The following is a 24877-nucleotide window of genomic DNA, read 5'->3' on the forward strand; positions in this document are numbered from 1 at the left end:
CACCCGGCTGTTCCCTCTTTGCCACACGTCCTTTGCTAAAGTGCCAAGAGGCGACTTGCAAAGGCAAGATTGTGTCGATATGCCTTTGTCCAGAACAAAACAAAGCGCTGTCGGCCTTAATGGTAGCGCTAACATGGGAGGGAAAGCCTTATGAAGGCGCTACCGCAAGGTATTCATTCGACATTGTCCGCGCAGGAGCGGTTCCGCGTGCTGCTGAAGGCAGGCGCATCCTCGCTCGCGCTGGGTGGCCTGTTCGCAGGTTCCGCCGCATTGGCGCAGGACCGTCCGCAGACGACCGACACCGAACAGGCGGGCGAACCCGAACAAGGCGCGGAGCCGACGCTGGTCGAAGACAACATCATCACCGTCACCGGCATCCGCCAGTCGCTCGCCAATGCGCAGGACATCAAGCGCGACGCGGACACGGTGGTCGATGCCATCACCGCCGAGGATATCGGCGCCCTGCCGGACCGCTCCGTGACCGAAGCGCTGCAGCGCGTCCCCGGCATCGCGATCAACCGCTTCGCCGGTTCCAACGACCCGGACCACTTCTCCGTCGAAGGGTCCGGCGTGGTCGTGCGCGGCCTCAACTTCGTGCGGTCCGAATTCAACGGGCGCAGCGCGTTCGCGGCCGGCGTCAACGGCCAGGCCCTGAACTTCGCGGACGTGCCGTCCGAACTGCTCGGATCGGTCATCGTCAGCAAGAACGCGACTGCGGAACAGATCGAGGGCGGCCTTGCCGGCACGGTCAATCTCAACACCCGCAAGCCGTTCGACCGCGACGGGTTCCGCGTCGCCTTCGGCGCGGAGGCCAATTACGGCGACTTCCGCGAGGAATGGACGCCGACCGGCTCGCTGCTGATCAGCAACACCTGGGACACCGACATCGGCAAGTTCGGCCTGCTGGCGAGCGGGTCCTATTCGCGGATCAAGAGCCGCGCCGACGGCCTGCAGGTCGCGAACTACCAGACCCGCGACGGGCAGCTGGTCCGCTTCACCGATGTCGACGACCGCTTCATCTGCCGCAATCCGCTGCCGTCCGGAGTGGACAACAACACGCTTCCCCCGCCGCAGGCCGCATGCGGCGATTTCGGGTCGGGCGGGCCGGACGGCTTCGCGGACTATGCCGATTTCCGCGTCGCGCCCGTGGGCGGCCAGTTCCGCACGCAGGAGTTCGACCGCGAGCGTGACGGCCTCGCCATTTCCGCGCAGTTCGAATCGATCGACCGGAACACGCTGCTGACGGCCGAATTCATCCGCTCGCACTCGACCAACCGGTGGGGCGAATACACGTACGAAACCGCGCCCGACCTGTCCGAATACTCGACCTATCCGATCGGCTGCCAGCAGAACGCGGGCGGTCCGAACGTGGTCGACAGCAATGGCGTCATCGATCCCGACGACGAGACCCCGCCGCGCGCGCAGTGCCCGGTGGGCGGCTTCACCGACTTCATCTACGACGAGAACAACGTCTTCCAGTCGGGCTACATCGTCGATGCCAGCAATGGCTGGCGCGGTGCGACCAACAATTACGACCCGACGCTGGGCACGGGCGGATCGCCCTACGTCCCGATCGGCGGCTCGCAGTTCTCGCTCGCCCGCCGCCAGGTGGACGACGAGGTGACGAACGAGGACTACAGCCTCAACCTGCGGCACGATTTCAGCGACCGCGCGACGCTGGAACTGGACGCGCAATACGCCACGTCTCGCAAGGAAAACCTGGACTTCAGCGTGTTCGGTTCGAACTTCGCCGACCAGGAGCTGGACCTCACCGGCGAATACCCGGTCTCCATCCCGCACAAGCCGCAGTTCCTCGGCTACACCTGGTCCGCGCCGAGTCCCGAACTGGGCGGCGCGACGGAAGAGGAATATTTCAACGATCCGCGCTTCCAGTTCTGGCGCGCGGCGATGGACCACGCGGAAGAGAGCACTGGCGAGCAGTTCGCCTTCCAGGCGGACTTCGAATACGAGTTCGACGAAATGGCCTTCATTCGCCGCGCCAAGGTCGGCGCGCGCTACCAGGGCCGCGAACAGACGGTGCGCTACACCACCTACAACTGGGGCATGCTGAGCGAGACCTGGTCGGGATCGCGCCCGATCAACTTCGCCGACACCCCGGCCGACCAGGCGGTGCGTTACAACTTCCCGAACTTCTTCCGCGGCGAAGTCCCGCCCCCTCCGGGCGCGTTCTACTACGCGGGCGACCTGATCGATGATTACGACGGTTCGGTGGCGTTCTTCCGCGACATCCAGGACCTGACCATCCAGGCCGGCGGCGCGCCGACCTGGAACCCGCTGGCCGAACGCGGCGGGGCGATCCCGGGCACGCGGTACCTGCCGTCGGATATCCAGACCGTCGACCAGTACGACTACGCCGCCTACGGCATGCTCAGCTTCGGCAGCGACGACCTGTTCGGCGACGTGCGCATGTCCGGCAATGTCGGCGTCCGCTATGTCCGCACCGACCTGACCTCTGCCAGTTCGCGCGGGCCGGGTACGCTGGACGGGCTCAACATCGCGCAGCCGTTCGACGTGCGCTGTGCGCCGCGCGCGCGGCCGGCGGAAGCGGGCGGCGGCACGGCGATCCCGGGCGGCATCTGCAATATCGGCGAGGAAGCGTATCTCGCGCTGCAGAACTTCGTCGACGGCAGCTTCACCTACACGCCGATCAAGAACAGCTACGATTACTTCCTCCCCAGCCTGAACCTGAAGTTCGGCCTGACGGACGAGCTGATCCTGCGTCTTGCGGCTTCGAAGGTGCTCACCCGGCCGGACAACAGCTACATCCGCAACTACTTCGTCTCCAGCATCGACACGTCGGGCAACTTCACCGGCTCCGCCGGCGATCCGACGCTGCTGCCGGCGACGGCGTGGCAGTACGATGCCAGCCTCGAGTGGTACTTCGCACGGGTCGGCTCGCTGACGCTGAACGGGTTCTACAAGGAGATCGACAACTTCTTCTTCCAGTCCGTGCGGACGGAGACGATCACCAATGGCAGCGGCGAAACCCGCGACGTCACGGTGCGCGGCCCGGCGAACTTCGACGGTCAGGGCAAGGTGAGGGGCTTCGAGGTCGCCTACCAGCAGACCTTCGATTTCTTGCCGGCCCCGCTCGACGGGTTCGGCGTGCAGGCGAACTACACTTTCATCGACAGCGAGGGCCTGCCCAACGCCTTCCTCAACGTCGGCGCCGTGCCGACCGATTCGACGGTCGAGCCGGGCAACCTCCCGCTCGAACAGCTGTCGCGGCACAACTACAACCTCACCGGCTTCTACGAGAAGGGACCGATCTCGCTGAGGGCCGCGTATAACTGGCGATCGCGCTTCCTGCTGACGGCATCGGATGCGATCTTCCCGTTCTACTCGATCTTCAACGAACCAACGGGCCAGCTCGATGCGTCGATCTTCTTCAATGTGGGCGACGTGCTCGACCTGCCGGGAGACATCCGGATCGGTGCGCAGGGCGTGAACCTGCTCAACGAAGTGACCCGGACGACCCAGGCCTATAGCGGCGATCCGGAAGACCTGGTCCCGCGCTCCTACTTCATGAACGACCGACGGTTCTCCCTGATCCTTCGCGGATCGTTCTAGAGACCGGCACGCCCGGACAGGAAAGGCCGCCACGCGCATCGCGTGGCGGCCTTTTCTCTTGTCATCGGCACAAGCGGTCGCCGAGCCGGCATCGCCGGGGCACGTCGCAGGCCCTGCCGGCATCGCCGACAGGCCACGTTCCGCTGCTATCGGTGGATCAGACGGGCATCAGGGCCCGCGCCAGCGCGTCGCGCACCGGCTTGGGCCGGTAACCCGCATCGTAGGGCGTCCCGCGAACGGGCAGCCCGTCGGGGCGCATGGCGGGCTCGAAATACTGTAGCCAGTTGAAGGTATCGACCATCCCCCAGGCGAGCACGTCGTCGAGATGGTCCGAGTAATCCATCATCACGTCGAAATAGCGGCGCGTGAAATCGGCCACCTTCCGGTCGCGCAGGGCGATATCGGCCGGCACGGCCCTGTCCTTGACGTCGAACTCGGTAATCAGCAGGCGGTAGCCCATGCCGGTCACTTCATCGAGGAAGCCCCGCCACTGCCGCTCGGCATAGGGTCCGACGCCGGTCGACGGGTCGATCTCGAACATCTCGATATGCGACTGGATGCCCAGGGCATCGACCGGGACGTCGCGCTTCCGGAAGCCTTCCAGCAGGCGCAGCACGTCGGCGCAGTGCTTCAGGTGTGCCGGCTCCCAGCTCATGTAGTCGTTGTAGACCAGCTGCCCCTGGGGCAGTTCCTCGCGTGCGGTGTGGAAGGCGAGGTCCAGCACGGCCTCCACGCTGCCCATCGCGCGGCTGAGGCTCGTTTCCATGGGCGCGTTGCGGTCGTGGTCGATCGCCTCGTTCACGACGTCGTGGCTTGAAATGACGCCGCGATAGCGCCGGGTCACCGTGCGGATATGCTCGGTCACGACCCGCTCCGCCTCCTGCACGGGATTGGCGCCGAAATCGTAAGTGTTGAGCCAGTCAGGGAACCACTGCGGCCGATGCCACAGCAGCGTATGTCCGCGCATGTCCAGCCCCTCGCGTCCGACCCAGGCGACGATCTCGTCCATGCGGGCGAAGTCGTAAGTCTCGGGACCGGGGCGCAGGGCCTGCCATTTCATTTCGTTTTCCGGCACCACGATACCGCATTCGGCCTTCACGATGGCCGTGTAGCGCGGGTTCTGGATGGAGCCGGCCTCGGGTCTGCCGGGGATCGAGGCGATGGCGCTGCCGAACCTGCGCCCGCCGCGCCGCGCGATCGCGTTCAGTCCGGGCCCTTCGGGTGGCAGGGCGAGGGGATCGGTTCCTTGCGGAGCGGGTGCCGACGGCAGGCCGAGACTGCCTGCGCAAGCGGAAAGCGGCAGTGCCGCCATGCCGGCGAGCGCACCACGGCGGCTGAATTCGAACGTATTCATATCAGGCGATCTCCACCTCGACGCTTTTGAGAGAAGCGCTGCTTTTACCTGCCGAAATCCGGACCGGACCCGGCTCGTTGACCTCTTCCATCGCGCGGTTCCATATCGTCAGGCGCTCCGGCGCAATGGCGAACCGGATCTTCCGCCGTTCTCCCGGCGCCAGCGTGACGCGTTCGAACCCCTTCAGTTCGAGGACCGGCGTCGTCACGGACAGGTCGCGCCGGGTCACGTACAACTGGACCACTTCGTCCCCGGCCCGGTCCCCTGCGTTGTGCACCTCGACCTCGACCGAAAGTGGTTCGTCCAGCGCGAAAACGGGTTTGGCGGGACGCGGTTCGGATATGACGAATTCGGTGTAGCTCAGCCCGTGCCCGAACGGGAACAGCGGCGCCGCATCGTCGAACAGGTAGCCGCGCCGCGCGCTCGGCTTGTGGTTGTAGAAGGACGGGACCTGCCCTGCGTTGCGCACCACCGTGACCGGCAGTTTCGCGCCCGGATTGTTGAGGCCGAGCAGCGTTTCGGCCATCGCCACACCGCCTTCCTGTCCCGGATACCAGCATTCCAGCACGGCATCCGCCTGTTCGATAACGCGCGGCCAGCTCGGCGGGCGGCCGTTGATGGCGCACACGATCAGCGGTTTGCCGAGCACCGCCATCGCGTCCACCAGTGCGTTCTGTTCCCCGACGATGTCGATGCTGACGCGGTCGCCCAGATGGGTGGTAGCGAAGCCTTCCCGGCTGGTCTGCTCCGTATCCCCGATCGCCAGCACGATCGTGTCGGCATTGCGGGCCACTTCCATCGCCTCGGCAATCAGTTCCAGGTTGCGTGCGCGCGGTGCGAGCTCGACATCGCTTTGCGAGCGGTCCTCGCTGGTCGTGATGAAGACGCCCTGCGCTGTCACGAACCGCGCGTCGGGCGCGACCTGCCGCAGGCCTTCGATCAGGCTGATCGTCTGCTTCGGGACGGAGGAGTAGCCCCCGAGCCGGGCGATCGCATGGTTGGGCCCGATGACCGCGACCGTGCCCATGCGTGCGGGGCCGAGCGGCAGTGCGCCGTTGCGATTGGTCAGCAGGCACACGGACTTTCGCGCCGCTTCCAGCGCCAACGCGCGGGCTTCGGCATTGCCGGTGATCCGCGCGGCCAGCGCGGCGTCGCCATAGGGATTTTCGAACAGTCCGGCGCGGAACTTGAAGGCGAGCATGCGGGCGCAGGCGCGGTCGACCAGTTCCACCGGGATCCGCCCGGCCTCCACCGCCCGTTCGAGCGTGGCGAAGGCGGTGCCGTCCGGGAGCTCGCTGTCGACTCCCGCCTCGAGTGCCTGCCTCGCCGCGTCTTCCAGGTCTGCTGCCACCGAGTGCAGGCTGGCGAGCTCGCGCACGCCGCCGTAATCGCTCACGATCACGCCTTCGAAGCCCCATTCCCCCCGCAATACGTCGTCCAGCAGCCAGGCATTCGCGTGGCTCGGTATGCCGTCGATCTCGTTGTAGCTGGGCATGACGGCACCGATGCTCGTCCGGCGGACGATCTCGCGAAACGGGGGGAAGAAATTCTCCCGCAATTCGCGTTCGGACAATTGCGCGGGCGCGACGTTGTTGCCCGCTTCCGGCTGGCCGTGCCCGGTCATGTGCTTAAGCGTTGCGAATACCTTGCCCTCGCGCAGCATCTCGAACCTGCCAGGCCCCTGCATGCCTTCGACGGCTGCGACGCCCATCTCGGATACGAGGAAGGGATCCTCTCCCCATGTCTCCTCGATCCGGCCCCAGCGCGGATCGCGCACGATATCGACCACCGGGCTCAGCACCAGCGGCACGCCGCGGGCGCGCACCTCGCGCGCGATCACGGACTGGACCCGGCGCATCAGGTCGGTGTCGAACGTCCCGGCAAGCGCGATCGCCTGCGGGAACATCGTGGCCTCTGTCGCCATGTAGCCGTGCAGCGATTCCTCGTGCAGCAGCACCGGGATGCCGAGCCGCGTGTCCTCGACTGCCCAGCGCTGCAGGGCGTTGATGAAGGCGACGGTTTCTTCCGGTGTGCGCCAGCGCGCCGCGGTGCCGCCCGCGGCCCCCGAAATGCCGGGAACGCCGCGCTTGTCGCTGGGGCGGGTCACATGGCCGATGCCGTCGGGAAAGGCGGCGCGGGCCTTCGCCGGATCGAAGGCGAGGCCGTCGATCATGTCCGCCTTGGCCGCCCAGGCGGTGCGGATCTGGGCGACTTTCTCCGCAAGGGTCATGCGGGCCATCAGGTCCGCGACACGCGCGGCCACGGACGCGCGCGGATCGCGATAGACCGGCCCGGCCTGCGCAAAGGCACGCGGAACGTGCATCGCGGTGAGGGCGGAGAGGCCGGCCCCCGAAAGCAGCCCGATCGCGCCGCGCCGCGAAACGGTCACGGTCGGACCGTCAGTGTCGTTTCCTGCAGGTCGACCGAATTGGGCCCGACCATGATGGTGAATTCACCCGGTTCGATCACCCGCTCCATGTCGCGGTTCCACATCATGAGAGAGCGCGGCTCGATCGGGATCGAGACCGTGCGGCTTTCCCCCGGTTGCAGCGTCACGCGCCGGAAACCGGCCAGTTCCTTGACCGGGCGGGTCACCGAACTGATCGTGTCGCGCAGATAGACCTGCACCACCTCGTCGCCCGCCATCGGCCCGGTATTGGTGACCGTGGTGCTGACGCTGACCGGTTCGCCGGCGGCGATGCTGCCGGACGAAAGGACCGGCGCGCTCATTTCGAAGCTGGTGTAGCTGAGCCCGTATCCGAAGGGATAAAGCGGGGTCACTTCGTCGAACAGGTAACCGCGCCGCGCGCTCGGCTTGTAATTGTAGAAATTGGGGACCTGCCCGACATTGCGCGCGGTCGTGACCGGCATCTTGCCGCCCGGATTGACGCGTCCGAACAGCGCATCGGCAATCGCCGTGCCCTGCTGCTCGCCCGCGTACCAGGTTTCGAGGATCGCGTCGGCCTGCTCGGCCACCACGGGGTAGCTCGGCGGCCGACCGTTCACCAGCACGGCGACGATCGGCTTGCCCAGCGCCTTCAGCGCCATGAACAGCTCGTTCTGCTCGCCCACGAGATCGAGGCTGGTCCGGTCGCCGAGGTGTTCGGGCGCCCAGCCTTCGCGACTGGTCTTCTCGGTATCGCCGATGAACAACAGGATCGTGTCCGCATCGCGCGCGACCTCGACCGCCTCGGCAATGCGACGCCGGTTCTCCTCCGGATCGCCGAGTTCGACCTCGTCGTCCCACCAGTCGTCGCCCTTGGTGATCTCGACGCCCAGCGAATGGACGATATTCGCCCGGTCGCCCGCAAGCGCACGGATGCCTTCGAGCGGGGTGACGCTGGCGCGCGGCTCTCCGTAATAGCCGCCCAGTCGCGCGACATCGGCGTTCGGTCCGATAACCGCGATGGTCGGCCGGTCCGCGGATGTCTCGGGCAGGGCGAGCGGAAGGACGCCCTCGTTCTTCAGCAGGACGAGCGACTTCTCGGCCGCCCGGCGGGCCAGCGCGACGCCTTCCGGCCCATTGGACCGGCGCGCCTCGGCCAGGTCGGGCCAGGGATCGTCGAACAGGCCGGCATTGAACTTCATCGTCAGGAACCGGCGGACCGCCGTGTCGAGCGTGTCCATCGACACGGTTCCTTCGGCCACGCTGGCGGCCAGGTCCCGGAAACCGTCGCCCGACGGCAGGTCGACATCGACGCCGGAATTCACTGCCAGCGCACCCGCCGCCTTGTAGTCGGGCACGATCCGGTGGAGCCGCGCCATGTCCTCGATCGCGTAGTAATCGCTCACCACAGCGCCGCGGAAATTCCACTCGCCGCGCAGCACGTCTTGCAGCAGCCAGCTGTTCGAATGGGACGGAATGCCGTCGATCTCGTTGTAGCTGGCCATCACCGCGTCGATCGGCGTGCGGGTCACGACCTGCTCGAAAGGCGGGAAGAACTGTTCGCGCAATGTCCGTTCGGAAATCTGGGCGGGCCCCACATTGGTGCCGCTTTCCGGCTGGCCGTGGCCGGTCATGTGCTTGAGCGTGGCCATCACCTGCCCGTCGCGCAGGCGGCGGTCGGTGCCGGGGCCGGTCAGCCCCTCGACCGAGGCGACGCCCATCTCGCCCACCAGATACGGGTCTTCCCCGAAGGTCTCCTCGATCCGGCCCCAGCGCGGATCGCGCGCGACGTCCACCACGGGAGAGAGCACCAGGTGGACGCCGCGCGCGCGAACCTCGCCGGCAATCAGGTCGTTGATCTCACGCACAAGATCCGGGTCCCAGGTGCTGGCAAGGCCGATCGATTGCGGGAAGGCGGTTGCATCCTTCGCCGCGAAACCGTGAAGCGATTCTTCGTGGAACAGCACCGGAATGCCGAGCCGCGTCTCCTCGATCGCCCATTTCTGGGCGTCGATGACGTACCGGATGCTGTCCTCGATGCTGCGGCGCGGGATTTCGCGCGGGGAGCCCGGCCCGGTCCGGTCTGACGGCCGCGCGATCTGTCCCAGCCCGTGCGGATAGACCGCGGACGCCTTTGCGGGATCGAAATCATCGCTTTCGTCCTGGATATCCGGCTTGGCATTCCAGACGCTGATGATCTGGGCGACCTTCTCTTCCACGGTCATGCGCTGCAGCAGGTCCTCGACCCGCCGCTCGACGGGAAGGGAAGCGTCCCAGTATGGCGCGTCGGGCATCGGGCGTTCGACAGCGACCTCCTGCGCCATCGTCGCGGGCGCGATCGGCCCCGCAAGCGCCATCAGGGCAGCACCTGCGGCAAGGCTGGCGCGGAGCATCTTTCGCATCAGTGATCCCTCTCTCCCGGGCCGCGCTTCTTGACTGGGCGGCATCCTGTGATAGCGCTACCATGATGAGAGGGTCCAAGCTTGTCAACACGATTGCGACTGCGGTCGCGATCCTTGTCGCGGGCGCATTTCCGCCGGCTGCGGTGAGGGCGGAGGACGGCTACGATCTCTGGCTGCGCCATGCGCCACTGGATGGCGCAGCGTTGGAGCGGATCGTCGCCATGCAGGGATCGATCGTTGCCGAGACCCGCTCCGATCCGACCATCGGTATAGCGGCCGCGGAACTGCAGCGCGGCCTGCGCGGCCTGACGGGCGCGTCGGGCGATGGACAGGCTTTCCCCATCGATTTGCCGACCGGCGACGACGCAGGGGCATTCCGCTTCGAGTGCGACCGCGACGACCTGCCCGCCGGCGGGGCTTTCGAAGTCCGGTCGGTAAAGGGAGGGATCGACCTGGCGGCCGCCGAACCCATCGGTTGCCTGTACGCGTCCTTCGCCCTTCTTCGCGAACTTGGGCAGGGACGCGACCCGGCCACGATCCGGATGGCAGAGGCACCGGCGATGCCGCTGCGCCTGCTCAATCACTGGGACAATCCCGACGGTCATGTCGAGCGCGGCTATGCCGGGCGTTCGATCTTCGACTGGTGGCACCTGCCGGACCGGCTGGACCGGCGGATGATCGACTATGCGCGCGCCAATGCGTCCGTCGGCATCAACGGCGCGGTCGTGAACAACGTCAATGCGCGCGCCTTCATGCTGGAGCCGCGCTACATCGCCAAGCTCGCCCGGCTGGCCGATGCATGGCGACCCTACGGTATCCGGACTTACCTGTCGGCGCGCTTCAGTGCGCCGCGCGACATCGGCGGGCTGGAAACGGCGGACCCGCTCGATCCGGCAGTGCGCGCGTGGTGGCAGGCTAAGGCGGACGAAATCTATGCGAGCATCCCCGATTTCGGCGGATTCCTTGTCAAGGCGAACAGCGAAGGCCAGCCCGGCCCGCAGGATTACGGGCGGACCCATGCCGACGGCGCGAATATGCTCGCCGAAGCGCTGGGGACCCGCGGCACGGTGATCTGGCGTGCCTTCGTATATTCGGCGGAAGACGAGACCGACCGGGCCAAACAGGCATATGACGAGTTCGTACCGCTCGACGGCAAATTCGCGGACAACGTGATCGTGCAAGTCAAGAACGGACCGATCGACTTCCAGCCGCGCGAACCGTTCCATCCGCTGTTCGGCGCGATGCCGAACACGCGGCTGATGCTGGAAGCCCAGATCACCAAGGAATATCTCGGGTTCGCGAGCCATCTCGCTTTCCTTGCGCCCATGTGGCGGGAAACGCTCGCGTCGGAAACGGGCCGCGGCGGGACGGTCGCGCGTATCGTCGCCCTTGCCGGCATGGCGGGCGTCGCCAATACGGGGTCCGATCGCAACTGGAGCGGCAGCCATTTCGACCAGGCGAACTGGTACGCCTTCGGGCGGCTGGCGTGGGATCCCTCGCTCGCGTCCGAAACCATCGCGCGTGAGTGGACCGCGCTGACGTTCAATCGCGATTCCCGTTTCGTCGAAGCCGTAGTGCCGATGATGCTGGGCAGCCGCGAGACTGTGGCGCGCTACATGACGCCGCTCGGCCTCGCACACCTGATGGACACCGGGCACCATTACGGTCCCGCGCCCTGGGTGTGCGAGCTCGACCGGCCCGAGTGGAACCCGTGCTATTATCATCGCGCGGACGCGCGAGGCATCGGCTTCGACCGAACCGCGTCGGGATCGAATGCGCTCGCCCAGTACGATCCGACCGTCGCGAAAGCATGGGCGGACCCGGCAACGATCGACGACCGGTACCTCCTCTGGTTCCATCGCGTGGCCTGGGACCGTCCCATGCCGTCCGGCCGGACGCTGTGGGCCGAACTGGTCCATCGCTACGATCGCGGCGTGGCCGAGGTCGATGCGATGGCGGCGACCTGGGATGGGCTCGGGCCGTACGTGGATACCGAGCGGCACCGGTCGGTGGCCGAAAGCCTCGCCATCCAGCAATCCGAAGCGCGCTGGTGGCGCGATGCGTCGATCGCCTACTGGCAATCGGTGAACGGCCTCGATCTGCCCGACGGCGCCAGGCCACCGGCACACGATCTGGAGCACTACCGCAGCCTCGAATTCCCGGAAGCGCCCGGGCAATGAGAAATCTTGCCGCCGAGACGGAGACGGGTCTAAGGGATTGGTCCATGGAGGGCACCAGGACCAACGGAAAGCCGGGCCGCAAGCGCGGTTCGCGGCGCGGCAATGCCGCTCCCACCATCGCAGACGTCGCGCAGGAGGCGCGCTGTTCCCCGATGACCGTCAGCCGGGTCATCAACGGCGAGGGCAATGTGCGCGAGGAAACGCGCGAGCAGGTGCTCGAAGCGGTGCGCAAGCTCAACTACTCGCCCAATCGCGCGGCGCGCTCGTTGGCCGGAGGAGAGCAGCTTCGTATCGGGCTCCTCTTCGACAATCCGTCCGCGTCTTATCTGAGCGAATTCCTGATGGGCGCGCTGGACGAGGCGTCGCGCCGCGACATCCATCTCGAAGTGCAGAGCTGCGACAATGTCCCGGACAATGCGGCACTGGTCGGGAAGATGTCGGAAGGCGGGATTTCCGGCTTCATCCTGCCGCCGCCGCTCTGCGACGACCAGAGCGTGCTCGACCTGATTACCGGCGCGGGCGGGATCGCCGTGGCAGTAGGACCGGGCCGTGCGAGCGGATCCCATGGCGCGGTGATGATCGACGAATACCAGGCCGCCTACGACATGACCAAGCACATCATCGGGCTCGGTCACACGCGCATCGGCTTCATCATCGGCAATCCGGAGCAGGTGGCGAGCGGGCGCCGCCTCAACGGCTATCGCGCCGCGATGGAGGATGCGGGTCTCGAGGTGGCGGAAGACCTGCTGGCACAGGGGCAGTTCACCTACCGGTCGGGCATGGTCGCCGCGGAAAAGCTGCTTTCCGCCGATCCGCATCCGACCGCCATCTTCGCGTCCAATGACGACATGGCCGCGGCGACCGTGGCCATGGCGCACCGGCGGCACCTCGACGTGCCGAGCGACATTACCGTGTGCGGCTTCGACGATACCGACCTCGCCAGTTCGATCTGGCCGGAACTGACCACGATCCGCCAGCCGATCCGCGAAATGACGGCAAAGGCGGTGCAGATGATTGCCGACCTGACGCGCGCCCGCCGCCAGAGCGAACGGTTGCAGGCGGAACACGTGATGTTCCCCTACGACCTCATCAAGCGCAATTCCGAAGCCGGGCCGAGCCTGGCGAAGTCGAAGCCGGACCGCGCCCGATGAGCGACGGCGAAAGCCGCCGCCTTCGCTCCCGCGACTGGTTCGACAATGTCGAACGGATGGACATGACCGCGCTCTATCTCGAGCGTTTCATGAATTACGGCATCACGCCGGAGGAACTGCGCAGCGGCAAGCCGATCATCGGGTTCGCCCAGTCGGGCAGCGACCTGAGTCCGTGCAACCGCATCCATCTGGAACTGGCGAAGCGGACCCGCGACGGCATCCGCGATGCGGGCGGGATCCCGATCGAGTTTCCGGTCCACCCGATCTTCGAGAATTGCCGCCGTCCCACAGCCGCGCTCGACCGCAACCTGCTCTATCTGGGACTGGTCGAACTTCTCAACGGATACCCCATCGATGGCGTCGTCCTGACGACCGGGTGCGACAAGACGACGCCCAGCCAGGTGATGGCGGCGAGCACGGTCGATATTCCGGCAATCGTCCTGAGCGGCGGTCCCATGCTGGACGGCTGGCACGAAGGTGAGCTTGTCGGCAGCGGGACAGTGATCTGGCGCAGCCGCAGGAAGCTCGCGGCAGGCGAGATCGACGAGGAAGAATTCCTGCGCCGGGCGACCTCGAGCGCGCCGAGCGCCGGGCATTGCAATTCCATGGGTACGGCCAGCACGATGAACGCGGTGGCCGAAGCGCTCGGCCTCAGCCTGACGGGCTGCGCCGCGATCCCCGCGCCCTATCGCGAGCGCGGGCAGATCGCCTACCGCACCGGGCAGCGCATCGTGGAGATGGTGCGCGAAGACCTGAAGCCGTCCGACATACTGACGCGCGACGCCTTCCTGAACGCGATCGCCACGGTCAGCGTCATCGGCGGATCGTCCAACGCCCAGCCGCACATCCAGGCGATGGCGGCGCATGCGGGCGTGCCGCTCGAACCCGAGGTCTGGCAGGAGCATGGCTACGATCTCCCGCTGCTGGTCAACATGCAGCCGGCCGGTGAGTATCTGGGAGAGAGGTTCCACCGCGCAGGCGGAGTCCCGGCGGCGATGTGGGAACTGCTCGCGGCAGGCGTGCTGAAGGGCGACGTGCGCACTTGCACCGGTGAATCGATGGCGGAAAACCTCGCGGGCCGCGAGACCGGGGATCGCCAGATGATCCGCCCCTTCGCCGATCCGCTGATGGAGAAGGCCGGCTTCCTCGTCCTGTCGGGCAATTTGTTCGACTTCGGCATCCTCAAGACCTCGGTCATCTCGGACGAGTTTCGCGCCCGCTACCTGTCGCGTCCCGGGCAGGAAGGCGTGTTCGAGGCGCGCGCGATCGTGTTCGACGGCTCGGACGATTACCATCACCGGATCAACGATCCCGCGCTCGACATCGACGACGATTGCATTCTCGTGATCCGCGGGTCGGGCGTCGTCGGCTGGCCGGGCAGTGCGGAAGTCGTCAACATGCAGCCGCCCGACGCCCTCATCCGGCAGGGCACGCAATGGCTGCCGACGCTGGGCGACGGGCGCCAGTCCGGGACGAGCGACAGTCCTTCCATCCTCAACGTCTCGCCCGAAAGCGCGGCCGGCGGAGGCCTTGCCTGGCTGCGGACCGGGGACAGGATCCGGGTGGACCTGAACGACGGTACCTGCAACGCGCTGGTCGGTGCGGACGAGATCGCGCGTCGCCTGGCAGAAGAACCCGCGCCGCCGGTCCCGGAGCACAATACGCCTTGGGAAGAGCTTTTCCGCGAAAAGACCGGACAGCTGGGCCAGGGCGGCGTGATGGATTTCGCGGTCAAGTATCGCGGCACCAGCCGCAAGCTCCCGCGCCACAACCACTAGGCGAAGGCGAGCGCCTCGCGCGCGTGCTGGCGGATCAGCGCCAGCATCGCTTCGTCGGTATCGAAGTTCCCGTACCAGCCCTGGGCCTCGTGCGGCGGATCGCCCATATAGGCGGTCCCGCCGGCACCGTCGCCGTCGCGGAAGCGCGCATCGGGGTGCGCGGCCCGGGCTTCCCCGTTCCACGCCCAGAAATTGCTGCCCGCAATCGGCCCGCCCGACTGCCAGTCCGCTTCGACCGCGGAGTAGATCGTCCGGTAGAAGCGTTCGCGAAACTCGGTCGTGGCGCCGGGCGAATAGCTTTCCGCGTCTCGCGGGAAGCCGAATTCCTCGACGAGCAGGGGCTTGCCGAGCCGGCGCGCCAGTCGCTCGTGCACGCCGAGATACTCCTCGGTGTTCTGCGCCGCCGTTGGCCAGGTTCCGGGCAGATCGTCCCCGTCGACCCAGCCCCAGTTGAGCGGCCAGATATGTGCCGTCAGATAGTCGATCCGCTCATGCGCCCGCAGGACGAGGTCCTCGCGCCCGTTGGTCGCCTGCGTCCCCTCCTGGCCGAGGGAAACGAGATGATTGCCGTCGAGCGACCGGATGAGCGCCGCCGTTCCGTCGATCCAGTCGAGATAGGCCCCGGCATTGCGCGCAATGGCCGCGTCGCTGCCACCGGGCCGCGGCTCGTTCGCGTGCTGCCAGCTCATGATCGCCGGATCGTCCCGATAGGCTTGCCCGGTGATCGAGTTGGTTCGGCCGACCACGCGGCGCAGATGCTCGTTGTAGAGGGCGACCGCGTCGTCGTTGGCGTAAAATTCGGCCGTCGCATCGGCGAAGGCGGGCCAGGGATGGGCGGGATCGCCCATGTCGATGAAACTCCCCGTCGTCCGCCACAGCAGAGTCTGCAAGCCGCCCGACCATTCCCAGAAGTTCGACAGTACGAGTACGGCGGTCATGCCGCGTTTCGCGATTTCGCTCATCGCGAAGTCGAGCCCTTCGAACAGGGGCGCGTTGGCGGTTCCGTCGGGCCGCGTGAAGCCCGGCTTGATCGAATTCGCGAGCGGCCCTTCCTCGCCCGAGGCCATGATCCGCAAATTGTTGATGCCCACCGCCTGCAGGCGGTCCAGTTCCCGGACCAGTCGCGCCCGGTTGCCGAACGCCGCGTCCGCGCCCAGCCAGGCGGCGTACCACATGTTCGCACCGACCACGCGGTACGGCTGCCCGTCACGGCGAAGGGCCATGCCCTCGCGCACGACGAAGCCCGGACTCTTCATGCCCATCGTGGTGCATCCTCCCAGAACCGCCGCGCCACCCAGCAGGATCGATCCTCCCAGAAAACCGCGGCGGTCCGTCGCAGGCATCATTCTACGATCAGTTCGAAGCCGGGGACGGGCAGGTCGCGAGCGTCGAAGAGGTTCACGATCGGGGCATCGGCCCATGCATGCCGCACGACGGCGTCGGTTTCCGGGGAGCCGGAGCGGATCACAAGCGTCTGCCCGTCGATCCGCGCATCGGCCCAGCGGCAGGCGGATCGGTCGGCCGCACACAGTTCCACGCCGAGCGGGACTGGTCCGCCATACGCGCGGAGATCGCCTTCGACGCCGACGAACCGGACCACGATCCGGTCCCCGTCACGCGTCGCCTTGCCGGGCATGGGGAGCGGCGTTTCCTGTGCGGCCATGGCCAGGCGCTTGCCTAGATCGTTCTTGTTGGCGGGGTGGATATCGGTCGGCTCGCCGATATCGATCGCTGTCACCATCGCCGCATCGGCATCGGCATTCACGCCGTCGATCTGGTCCTGGCGGAGTTGCGCCCATCCCGATGGCGCAGGATCCGACCGACGTTGGCCATAGTCGGCCAGTTGCACGACCAGCATGCGCGCCTGCTGCCCGAACTGGCGACGCCAGCCGGCAAACAGGGCGGCCAGCTTCCGGTCGTAATCGGGCTGCCCCACATCCGCCTCTCCCTGGTACCAAGCGACGGCGGCGAGGCGCATGTTTCCCAGCGGGGCGATCATGGCGTTGTGCATCACGCCAAGGCCCGCATTGGCATCCCAAGGCGCGCGCGGCGGCACGCCATCCACATCGGACCGCGCATATTCCCAATCCGCACCCAGCGGTACCGGATCGCCGCTCGCGGGCGTGAAGAACAGCCGGTCGGGCCCGGCGAAGAAGCCGCCGGTATCCCACATGTTGTTCGCCGCGATCAGGACTTCGTTTTCGCCCTCGCGCAGGTACTGCGCCGGCACCCGGTATGTGCGTTCGACCCCCCAGCCGAACGTGTAGCCTACGGGATTGCCGTTGACCCAGGTAAGGTCCAGATCGTCGATAGCGCCGATCGACAGCGCGCCCTGCGCCGCGGCCTGCCCGGCAGTCAGCGAAAAAGTCTGGCGCAACCACACATTCGCCTGCGGCCGCGTGTCGAGCCTGGTACCCTTCCAGTCGTTCCAGAAGGAGAATTGCGGGATCGGCTGCCAGTCCAGCGTTGCGCTGTTCTTCCAGGGCTCCCGCCCGCCATCCTGGCTGCGCCACCAGTCGTACCATTGCGGTACGAAAGCCTGCGCCGCGGCAAGCGGATCGTTCTGGTAAAGCTGCAGTTGTGCGATCGCTTTGGACCCATGCAGCGCCTCGACCGCTTCCGGGGCATACCAGGCCCGGGCAGCGCTCCCGCCCCAGTTCGAATTGACGAGTCCCACCGGCACGCCCGCGCGATCGGCGCGCAACTGCTTCGCCATGTAGAAGCAGGCTGCGGAGAACGGCTCCACGCTTTCCTGCGTCGCCGGCGTCCAAGACACCGGACTGGCGAAGGTCGGCCGGGGCACTGCCGCCGTGGCTTTCGGTACGGTCAGCAACCGGATGCCGGCGTCCGGCGCCAGCCGCAGTTGGTTGTAGGTATCGAGCGCCCGGCTCACCGGGAGTTCCATGTTGGACTGCCCGCCGCACAGGTAGACGTCGCCCACCAGGATGTCGTCCAGGCGCACCGAGCCGGTCCCGTCGCGTACCGTCAGCACAATCGGCTGCTCGCTCGCGGTCCGGGCCGGGAAGGTGAGTTCGAAACGACCGGTGCCGTCGGCAGTCGCTTCCGCTTCGGTCCCGTCGAGGGACCCGCTCACGGTCCGGCCTGCCTCGGCGGAGCCGGACACGACCACGGGCGCGTCGCGCTGCAGGACCATGCCGTCGCCGTATCCGGAATCCAGCACGGGGGCCGCGTGGACGGCACCGCTGGCAAGGATCCCGAAGACGGCGAAGGCGAGCCTCATCCCAGTTTCGCTCGCGTCAGAGGAAAGCCCCTGACCGGCGCCGCGAACGCAAACAGGCCGCCTGCGAGCGGGTACTCTTCCATGTCGCTCGCCTGCATGTCCTTGGTGGCGCTCGTGACATAGGCGGTCGCGAAATCCGTGCCGCCGAACGCCATCTTCGTCACGTCCCGGGCGGGGACCGGAATGGTGGCGACAAGTTCGCCATCGGGCGAGAAACGCGCGACCGAGCCGCCCAGATAGAGGCCGGTCCAGACATGGTCTTCGGCATCGACGACCGGGCCATCCGGATAGGCCTTGGGAAACAGCGCTCCGGTATCCACGAACGGGCGCGCCTGCCCGGCGCCGCTTTCCGACAGGTCGGCGACCATGATCCGCTGCGAGCCTGTATCGGTGAAGTAAATCCGGTCGCCGGCCATATTGACGGCAGGTCCGTTGGTGATGGTGATGCCGGCCGGTCCGGCGGCACGGATTTCGCCCCGGTCGTAGACGTAGAAGCGTCCGGTGCCGGTCGTCTCGGTGTCATCCATCGTCCCGAACCAGACCCTGCCCCACGGATCGGTGCAGGCATCGTTGAGGCGGTTGCTGCGCGGTTCGCCCGGCACGTCCGCGTGTTTCGCGAACTCACGGCTTTCCGGGTCGAAAGTGTAGAGCCCGTCTTTCAGCCCGCACAGGAGCAGTCCGTTTTCGGCAGGGATCGCCCAGCCGATTTGTTCGGGTGCATCGGTATGCGAATTGCTGCCCGTATCGGGATCGAAGTGCCAGAGACGCTTTCGCTTGATGTCAACGAACCAGACGACACCGCGTTCGGAGTCCCATAGGACGCCTTCGCCCAGCTTGCTTTCGGCATCGAGCACCCGCTCGACCGGCACGTCTATCTCCATCCGGCATCCACCCAGTAATTGTGCGCGGTACAGAAGCGCGCGTCGTCGGACGCCAGGAACAGCGCCATGGCGGCGATATCGACCGGCTGTATCCGCCCGTCGAGGCACTGCGCGGCGACGATCTCGGCCTCGCCGGCGGGCGAGTACCATTGCATCTGGCGCGGCGTCTGGACGTTGCCGGGAATGATCGTGTTCACCCGGATGTTGTCGCCCCCCAGTTCCCTGGCGAGGCTGCGCGTCAGTCCCTCGATCGCGGCCTTCGCCGTCTGGTAGAGGACGAGGTCCTCAAGGCCCAGGTGCCAGCTGATCGATCCCAGGTTCACGATGCTGCCCCCGCCTGCTTCGCGCATGGAGGGGACGACCGCTTTTGCGGCGAAGAACTGGTGCTTCAGGTTCACCGCCATCCGCTCGTCCCAGTAGGCGGGAGTGACGTCGGAGACGCTGTGCCGGTCGTCGCTGGCGGCATTGTTCACGAGGATATCGCAACCGCCCAACCTTTCGATCAGCGCAGCGATCGTGGCGGCATAATCGTCACAATCGGTCACATCGCAGGCTTGGAATACGGGCGGGAAGTCGGCCATGGACAGGCGGCTTGCCACTTCCGCCCCCCGATCCTCCTGGATGTCGACGAAGGCGACGCGGGCGCCTTGCAGGGCGAAGGCTTCCACGATGCCTTCCCCGATGCCCGACCCGCCGCCGCTGACCAGCACCCGCTTGCCCGCAAGGCTCAGATAGATTGCCGATTGCCGGACCGGAGTTGCGTCTGCTTCAGCCATGCGGCCCAATTCCCCTTGTGTATTCGTCCGTTCCGCTTTTGCGCGGAATCTCAGGCACGGGATACGAGATCGCGCGAGGCGAGGTTCTTCATGAAAGCGGCGATGCCCATTGTCCATTCGGGCGCATCGCGCGACGTCGTCACCGTGTTGGAAAGCGTGCCCAGCCGTTCCGAACGGATGGTGACCGTGTCCCCGACCTTGTGCGTGAAGCCCGCGCCTTCCACGTCGCGGTCCTGCGTCGGCGCGAAGAGCGTGCCGCAGAACAGGACGAACCCGTCCGGATAATGATGTTCGGACAGGCACTGCGCGACGAGGTCGAGCGGATCCCTGCTGATTTCCGCCATCATGTTGCGCCCTTCGAGGCGATAGCCGTCCGGTCCCTCGATCAGCAGTTCGACGTCCGCCTTGCGCACGTCATCGATCCCGAAATCGTTATCGAACAGGCGGATGAAGGGCCCGATCGCGCAGGATGCCGTGTTGTCCTTCGCCTTCGACAGGAGAAGCGCCGAGCGCCCTTCGAAATCCCTCAGATTGACGTCGTTGCCCAGTGTCGCGCCGACCACTTCGCCGGCAGCGTCGACGGCCAGCACCACTTCGGGTTCCGGGTTGTTCCAGCTCGAGTCGGACCGGACGCCGATCGCCATTCCGTGTCCGACCGAGGACAGGACGGGCGACTTGGAAAAGATTTCGGCGTCGGGCCCGATGGCCACTTCGAGATATTGCGACCACATGCCCTCTTCGATGAGGGCCTGCTTCAGCTGCTCGGCCTCTGCGCTTCCCGGCACGACCGACCGGATGCCTGCCCCGACCTTGCCTTCCAGCTGAGAACGGATGGCGGTTGCGCGGCTGGCGTCGCCCCGCGCGCGCTCCTCGATCACCCGCTCGATAGCGGAAACGGCGAAGGTTACGCCGCTCGCCTTGATGCATTGCAGGTCGATGGGACTGAGGAGGGACCACCCCTCGGGCAGGCCGTCCGCGATTGCGCCCAAATCCTGACCGCCGTCGAACTCGCGCCGCGCAATCGCGCCCGATACGGTCGATGCGACAGGGGTGAGATCGAAGATGCGCCCTTCGCGCAGGACGATGACGACCGGTCCGGCGGGCGACGAGGCGCGGCCGATGAACGTGCCGGCTTCGCCGTCGGCAGGCAGTATATGTGTCAGATCGGCGGCCATTATCCCGCTCTTGCCCTCCCAATTGTGAGCGCTACCATATGGCTGCGGCCCTTAAGGGGCAAGGCTTAAGAACGGACAGGGGAAGAGGGTCATGGATACAGGCAAAATCGCGCTGACAGCGGCGTGTCTGGTGGGGTTCGCAGGCATCGCCGCGGCCCGGCCGGTCGCGACATTCGATCACGTCGAGTATTCCGCGACCGAGGCATCCGCCAAGACACCGCCCGATGCGTTCCGCAATCCGGTATTGCCTGGTTTCCATCCCGATCCCTCGATCGTGAAGGTGGGGGACGATTTCTACGCGGTCACGTCCACCTTCAGCTGGTTTCCCGGACTGCCGATATTTCACAGCACGGACCTGGTGAACTGGAAGCTGGTCGGCCACGCGATCGACCGGCCGGACCAGATCGACCTCTCGGGCCTCGGCACGAACCGCGGCCTGTTCGCGCCGGCCATCACGCATCACGATGGCAAGTTCTGGATCGTGAACACCTGCATCGAATGCGGGGACAACTTCGTCCTCACGGCAGACCGTCCGGAGGGACCGTGGAGCGATCCGCAATGGCTCGAATTCGGCGGGATCGATCCCTCGCTCTATTTCGAAGGGGACCGGGCCTGGATCGTCTACAACGACGCGCCTCCGGGCGAGCCGCAATACGAAGGCCACCGGGCCCTGTGGATGCAGGAGTTCGACCAGCAGGCGATGCAGGTGCTGCCCGAACGCACCTTGCTGGTGAATGGCGGCGTCGACCTTTCGACCAAGCCGGTCTGGGCGGAGGGGCCGCATATCTACAAGGTCGACGGCTGGTATTACCTGCTGGCGGCGGAAGGCGGCACGGCCGACCAGCATTCGCAGACGATCTACCGCTCGCGCAATGTGGACGGCCCGTACGAGCCGGGGCCGGTCAATCCCATCCTGACCCAGCGCGACCTGCCGCCCGGCCGCCCGGACCGGGTCGAGGCGACCGGCCATGCCGACATGGTGCAGCTGGACGACGGGAACTGGTGGGGCGTCTTCCTCGCCACGCGGCCCTTCGCGGGGCAGTCCACCCTGCTGGGGCGCGAGACCTTCCTGCTGCCGGTACAATGGAAGGACGGCTGGCCGATCTTCCTCGAATGCGGCGAGCCGGTCCCGCCAGTGGTACCGAAACCGGACCTTCCGCCGTCCGTCGGCGACGACTTCTCCGGCTGGCGCGACGATTTCGACGCCGTCTCGCTTTCGCCGGAATGGATCACGCTACGCACCCCGCAAGGCACCTCGCACATCGTGCACGATATCGACGGCGGCACGATCCAGCTGGAGCCGGGCGCGGCCCCTGCCGGCAGCCTCGAACGTCCGGCTTTCATCGGCCGGCGTATGCGCCATCATGCGGCGCAGTTCACCTCGTCCTTCGAACTCGGGAGCGAGGCCGAAGGCGATTATGCCGGGCTGCTCGCCTTCATGGACGAAGGGCATTTCCTGACTGCCGGGTTGGAACGGACCGGGAAAAGCCACAGCGTCGTCGTCCGGATGCGGAAGGACGAGGGCGACGCCGAGCGCGGGGAAGTAATCCACCGCGCGCCGTGGACCGGCAACGCTATCCAGATGCGGCTGTCCTTCGATGGCGGCACTGCCGTTGCGTCGTGGCGGTCGAACGAGACGGACGGTTGGCAATCGTCGCCCGCCATCGATGTCGAACCGCTGTCCTCGATCCATGCCGGCCTTTTCACCGGGCTGGTGGTCGGCCCCTACGCAGTCGCGGGGTCCTGAGGGGCCCGGCTATTCGGTCCTGAAGATGTAGACAGGACCGATATCGACCGACTGCGCTTCGGACGCGAATTGGAGCGAGAGCTGCGCCGTTCCGGCGGGCAGGTCGCGCGGGGCGGTGGTGCTGATCCGGATCAGCTGCCAGTTGTCTCCGACCTTGAAGATGTTTTCCGCGAACCCGTCGTAAGGCTCGGTGTTGTCCTGGATGCGCATGGCGACCAGCGCCTTGCCGTCGGGCGTCCCCGCGCTGACGGTCTTGGCCGCGATCGCGACGAGTATCTTGTCGCCTGCGGCGATGTCCTTCTCGATGGGCACGTTGGCGGATAGGTCCCAGTCGTTCTCCCCGGGCGCGTCGATCGTGAAGCGGGTCGCCTGGCCCAGCCAGATCGACGGATCCTCGCGCGGCTCGAAGCGGCCTGCGGCGACGTTGTTCTGCCAGTCGCGCAGGTCCGGCCGGTTGAGGAGCGAGCCGGCGCCTTCCAGTGGAGTCGGGATCAGCGGTTCGTCGGCCGGCTCCTGTGCGGCGGCGGCCTGTGCGGGCGCGCCGCCGATGATCGACGATGCACCCTTGACCACGATGGTCTGGCCGATCTCCACCACCTGCTTCGCGCCGGCGAGTTGCATGACGACGCGCGCGTTCGCCCGGTCGATGGCCTGCGTTGCGGTGCCCGCGACCTCGTACCAATCCCATTCCGGTCCGATCGAAACGCGCCGGTCACCGAAACCGCCATAGGGCGGGGCATTGTCCTGGAAGCGGACACCGATCACGCCGTTGCCATCGTTCGTATTCGCGGAGACCGTACGGGCGTAGAAGCCGACCGTCACGGTGTCGCCGCGCTGGATACCGCTCAGCAACGGGACCAGCGTCTGGCGGGCCCAGAGATTGGCGTCTGCCGACGCGACTGCGTAGCGCCTCGCGGCCCCGCCGCCGGGAATGCCGTCGTCCTGAACGCCTTCGACTTCCAAGCCGTTACCCTGCACTTCCCAGAGCAGGTCGGTCGGGTCGTTGATCAGCGATCCGGGAAGCTGTTCGTCGAACGCCTGCAGTTCGGGCGAAAGGTCCTGCGCGGCGGCGAGGGGCGTCAGGGCGATCAGCGCCGCTCCTGCGGCAAGCGAGGTGATTATACGGCGAGCCATGTCGTGATCTCCGCTTCAGTCTGTTTCGGGAAGGCCGAGCGCGGCGCGCATTCCGGGAAGCCATTGCTGCTTCTCCCGATCCCAGAAGGGATAGGTGTTGGCATAGGCCCACACGCACATCCCCACGCCGGCCGGTTCGAACGCCTCGCGCACGGCGCGGTGATAGGTGGCACGCTCCTGCGTCGGGCTGTGCAGGTCGTACGCGCCCACTTCGCCCATGAAAGGCGTCTTGCCGGTCCGCGCGACGTAATCGCGGATCTTCTGCACGTCGCGGGCGAGCTGCTCGCGATCGCCTTCGGCCGGATACCGGCGGCCCGGCGGCGGCATGTCCGGAGCGGTCCAGCTCGCGCCCTGGTGGGTGTAGGCGAACGGATCGTAATAATGGAATGTCGGGTGGACGTGGGGATCGTCGGGCAGGGGCAAAGTCGCGAGGGAATCGATCCCGCTCCAGTTCTCGCCCCCGTAGATCACCGCGCGGGTCGGGTGGGTTTCGCGCACCGCACGCAGGGCAGGCGCCAGCGTCTGCAGCAGGTTGGAGTGATCGAAGTTCCTGTGCGGCTCGTTCTCGAGTTCGAACCAGAGGGTTTCCTCCGGATAGCCTTCGAAACGCTCTGCAATCTGGCGCCACACCGCGCCGTGCCATTCGGCCGTGGCGAGCGGATCGTCATGGATCGGCTCGAAATGGTGGCTGTTGAGGATCACGTTGAGATCGGCCGCCAGCGCCTGGTCGACGACCGTCTGGACCCGGTCCATCCATTCCGGGTCCACGGTCCAAGGCGATGCCGGCGCCGTCTTGTTGTGCCAGCGAACGGGAATGCGGACCGTGTCGAACCCGGCGGCCTTGATCCGGGCGAAGTCGTCCGCCGCGATCGGTTTTCCGCCCCAGCTTCCTTCCCGCTCCGGCTCCAGCGAGTTGCCCATGTTGATGCAGGTGCCGACCGGCAGCGGCGCGGCCTCGGTCCCGGTCTGCGATGCGGCGACCGGCTGGGCCGACGCGAGCGCTGCGCACAACGCCGCCACACATGCCTTTGCCGTCAGAATCCGTACCATCTATCTCTCTCCATCCGACGCGCCTCTCCGG

At 66.6% G+C, this 24877-nt stretch carries 15 protein-coding genes; 5 read left to right on the forward strand and 10 right to left on the reverse strand.

Going from position 1 to position 24877, the window contains the following annotated elements:
- Nucleotides 1–150 precede the first annotated feature (150 nt).
- Nucleotides 151–3591, forward strand: coding sequence for a TonB-dependent receptor (locus tag AB1K63_RS10885; RefSeq protein WP_366960168.1), 3441 nt, complete (start codon nucleotides 151–153; stop codon nucleotides 3589–3591).
- Between the two features lie 157 nt (nucleotides 3592–3748).
- Here AB1K63_RS10885 and AB1K63_RS10890 read toward each other — a convergent pair whose 3' ends face one another.
- The 3 genes from AB1K63_RS10890 to AB1K63_RS10900 all read right to left on the reverse strand — a co-directional run bounded on the left by AB1K63_RS10890 (nucleotide 3749) and on the right by AB1K63_RS10900 (nucleotide 9733).
- Complete coding sequence (locus AB1K63_RS10890) at nucleotides 3749–4945, reverse strand: endo-1,4-beta-xylanase (RefSeq protein ID WP_366960169.1); 1197 nt, start codon at nucleotides 4943–4945, stop codon at nucleotides 3749–3751.
- A 1-nt stretch (nucleotide 4946) separates the two neighbouring features.
- Nucleotides 4947–7268, reverse strand: a complete 2322-nt coding sequence (locus AB1K63_RS10895; protein WP_366960704.1) for a glycoside hydrolase family 3 N-terminal domain-containing protein — start codon at nucleotides 7266–7268, stop codon at nucleotides 4947–4949.
- Between the two features lie 62 nt (nucleotides 7269–7330).
- Nucleotides 7331–9733 carry a glycoside hydrolase family 3 N-terminal domain-containing protein gene (locus AB1K63_RS10900; RefSeq protein ID WP_366960170.1) on the reverse strand — a complete coding sequence of 801 codons (2403 nt, stop codon included), beginning with the start codon at nucleotides 9731–9733 and terminating at the stop codon, nucleotides 7331–7333.
- A gap of 65 nt (nucleotides 9734–9798) precedes the next feature.
- Here AB1K63_RS10900 and AB1K63_RS10905 point away from each other — a divergent pair, with 65 nt between their 5' ends.
- From AB1K63_RS10905 to AB1K63_RS10915, 3 genes are read left to right on the forward strand one after another with little or no spacing between them, the layout of a single operon-like run.
- The gene (locus tag AB1K63_RS10905; protein WP_366960706.1) at nucleotides 9799–11913 is read left to right on the forward strand and encodes an alpha-glucuronidase; all 2115 of its coding nucleotides are present in this window, start codon (nucleotides 9799–9801) and stop codon (nucleotides 11911–11913) included.
- A gap of 44 nt (nucleotides 11914–11957) precedes the next feature.
- On the forward strand, nucleotides 11958–13064 hold the full coding sequence (locus AB1K63_RS10910) for a LacI family DNA-binding transcriptional regulator (RefSeq protein ID WP_366960171.1): 1107 nt from the start codon (nucleotides 11958–11960) through the stop codon (nucleotides 13062–13064).
- Nucleotides 13061–14842 carry an IlvD/Edd family dehydratase gene (locus AB1K63_RS10915; protein WP_366960172.1) on the forward strand — a complete coding sequence of 594 codons (1782 nt, stop codon included), beginning with the start codon at nucleotides 13061–13063 and terminating at the stop codon, nucleotides 14840–14842. The genes AB1K63_RS10910 and AB1K63_RS10915 overlap by 4 nt, the downstream gene beginning before the upstream one ends.
- On the opposite strand, the gene AB1K63_RS10920 is transcribed toward AB1K63_RS10915, so the two are convergent.
- From AB1K63_RS10920 to AB1K63_RS10940, 5 genes are read right to left on the reverse strand one after another with little or no spacing between them, the layout of a single operon-like run.
- Nucleotides 14839–16188 (reverse strand): mannanase, encoded by a 1350-nt coding sequence (locus tag AB1K63_RS10920; protein ID WP_366960173.1) that lies wholly within the window; start codon nucleotides 16186–16188, stop codon nucleotides 14839–14841. The genes AB1K63_RS10915 and AB1K63_RS10920 overlap by 4 nt on opposite strands.
- Entirely contained in the window at nucleotides 16185–18083 is a 1899-nt protein-coding gene (locus tag AB1K63_RS10925; protein WP_366960174.1) for a sialate O-acetylesterase, read from the reverse strand. The genes AB1K63_RS10920 and AB1K63_RS10925 overlap by 4 nt, the downstream gene beginning before the upstream one ends.
- Nucleotides 18080–18964 carry an SMP-30/gluconolactonase/LRE family protein gene (locus tag AB1K63_RS10930; RefSeq protein WP_366960175.1) on the reverse strand — a complete coding sequence of 295 codons (885 nt, stop codon included), beginning with the start codon at nucleotides 18962–18964 and terminating at the stop codon, nucleotides 18080–18082. The genes AB1K63_RS10925 and AB1K63_RS10930 overlap by 4 nt, the downstream gene beginning before the upstream one ends.
- A complete protein-coding gene (locus AB1K63_RS10935; RefSeq protein ID WP_366960177.1) occupies nucleotides 18955–19740 on the reverse strand; it encodes an SDR family oxidoreductase in 786 nt (261 codons plus the stop codon). The genes AB1K63_RS10930 and AB1K63_RS10935 overlap by 10 nt, the downstream gene beginning before the upstream one ends.
- Nucleotides 19741–19790: 50 nt before the next feature.
- A complete protein-coding gene (locus AB1K63_RS10940; protein WP_366960178.1) occupies nucleotides 19791–20915 on the reverse strand; it encodes a fumarylacetoacetate hydrolase family protein in 1125 nt (374 codons plus the stop codon).
- Between the two features lie 91 nt (nucleotides 20916–21006).
- On the opposite strand from AB1K63_RS10940, the gene AB1K63_RS10945 reads away from it, so the two are divergent.
- A complete protein-coding gene (locus tag AB1K63_RS10945) occupies nucleotides 21007–22662 on the forward strand; it encodes a glycoside hydrolase family 43 protein (protein ID WP_366960179.1) in 1656 nt (551 codons plus the stop codon).
- A gap of 9 nt (nucleotides 22663–22671) precedes the next feature.
- Here AB1K63_RS10945 and AB1K63_RS10950 read toward each other — a convergent pair whose 3' ends face one another.
- Nucleotides 22672–23796, reverse strand: a complete 1125-nt coding sequence (locus tag AB1K63_RS10950; RefSeq protein ID WP_366960180.1) for a hypothetical protein — start codon at nucleotides 23794–23796, stop codon at nucleotides 22672–22674.
- 15 nt (nucleotides 23797–23811) lie between these two features.
- On the reverse strand, nucleotides 23812–24846 hold the full coding sequence (locus AB1K63_RS10955; protein WP_366960181.1) for a glycoside hydrolase family 5 protein: 1035 nt from the start codon (nucleotides 24844–24846) through the stop codon (nucleotides 23812–23814).
- Nucleotides 24847–24877: the final 31 nt, after the last annotated feature.

This window comes from Qipengyuania sp. JC766 (assembly GCF_040717445.1).
In the GTDB taxonomy this organism is placed as follows: domain Bacteria; phylum Pseudomonadota; class Alphaproteobacteria; order Sphingomonadales; family Sphingomonadaceae; genus JC766.